Origin of the sequence: Ureibacillus massiliensis 4400831 = CIP 108448 = CCUG 49529, from assembly GCF_000772965.1 — a bacterium.
In the GTDB taxonomy this organism is placed as follows: domain Bacteria; phylum Bacillota; class Bacilli; order Bacillales_A; family Planococcaceae; genus Ureibacillus; species Ureibacillus massiliensis.
Genome location: NZ_JPVQ01000106.1, coordinates 1 through 1,652 on the forward strand (window position 1 = coordinate 1; position 1,652 = coordinate 1,652).

Here is a 1,652-nt window from a genome sequence, read left to right on the forward strand (position 1 = left end):
GTTTTAGAACCCTTGATACCGTAGGTATCAGAATTATGAAATTAACTCATTTATATAATATATTGAATATTACAACCAGATTAGAAGAATAAGGGGTGTTTGAATGATTGAGAATATTGTCAATTGGCTAAATGGCATATTATGGGGACCCGTAATGATTTACGGAATTTTAGTGGTAGGTTTATTTTTTACCTTCCTAACGAAATTTGTTCAAATTAGAAGAATAAAGGATATGTTTTCTCTAATGTTCAAGGGGGAAAAATCTGAAGCAGGTGTCACTTCCTTTCAAGCATTGACTTTGGCATTATCGGGTCGTGTAGGGACCGGTAATATTGTTGGTACTGCATCTGCTATAGCTTTTGGAGGGCCTGGAGCGATATTTTGGATGTGGGTAACTGCATTTGTCGGTGCATCTACAGCATACATAGAGTCCACTTTAGCTCAAATATATAAAGTGAAGAAAAATGGTGTCTATCGAGGCGGCCCTGCCTACTATATTGAAAAAGGTACAGGGCAGCGTTGGTTTGGGGTCATTTTTGCTCTAGCAGCAATTTTAGCTGTTGCGGTTTTAATGCCTGGTGTTCAATCTAATGCAATATCGGATGCGGTTGATAATGCGTTTAATATTGAACCATGGATTACTGGACTAATTGTTGTAGTGATTCTTGCGTTTATTATTATTGGTGGAGTTAAACGTATTGCCAATGCAGCTCAATTGATTGTTCCTTTTATGGCTATTGCATATGTATTATTAGCATTCGTCGTAATCATTATGAATATTTCTGAAGTACCTGCTGTATTTTCACTTATTATTAATAGTGCATTTACTCTGGACGCAACATTTGGTGGGATGATTGGTGCTGCCATTTCATGGGGTGTAAAACGCGCAATTTATTCTAATGAAGCTGGTCAAGGGACTGGCCCTCATGCTGCAGCTGCTGCAGAAGTATCTCACCCAGCTAAACAAGGTTTAGTACAAACCGCTTCAGTATATATTGATACATTAATTGTTTGTACTGCCACAGCTTTAATGATTTTATTTATGGGAACGTATAATGTAAATGTAGATAGTGAGGCTGGTAAATCAATTGTTCAAAATGTAGAAGGTCAAACTTATACTGAATTTACACAGCTTGCTGTAAATGAAGCTTTCACAGCTTTCAATAATTTTGGCTCTGGATTTGTAGCGATAGCATTATTTTTCTTTGCTTTTACAACAATTATGGCTTATTACTATATCGCAGAAACGAATGTCGCCTATTTATTCTCCGGTAAAACGGAAGGAATTATTACACGTATTTTACAAGTAGTACTTATCGTTTCTACTTTCTTCGGTGCAGTTCGTACTTCAGAGCTTGCTTGGAAATTTGGTGACTTAGGGCTTGGTTTAATGGTTTGGGTAAATGTCATTGCTATATTAATATTGATGAAGCCAGCGCTTGTGGCCTTGAAGGATTACGAAGCACAAAGAAAAGAAGGAAAAGACCCTGTATTTGACCCAAAGAAACTTGGCATAAAGAATGCAGAATTCTGGGAAACATATAACGACGAAAATTCTAAAAAATAAAAAGAAAGCATTGCGAGCGTATCGCAATGCTTTTTACTTGTGTGCCAGGCATGGCAACTATCTAGGTGGTGAAAGTCCACTGTGG

The 1,652-nt window shown here is 37.3% G+C and carries 1 protein-coding gene; it reads left to right on the forward strand.

Annotation, left to right across the window (positions count from 1 at the left end):
- The first annotated feature begins 103 nt into the window (after positions 1–103).
- Positions 104–1,567, forward strand: coding sequence for an alanine/glycine:cation symporter family protein (locus tag CD30_RS19015; RefSeq protein WP_170933685.1), 1,464 nt, complete (start codon positions 104–106; stop codon positions 1,565–1,567).
- Positions 1,568–1,652 lie beyond the last annotated feature (85 nt).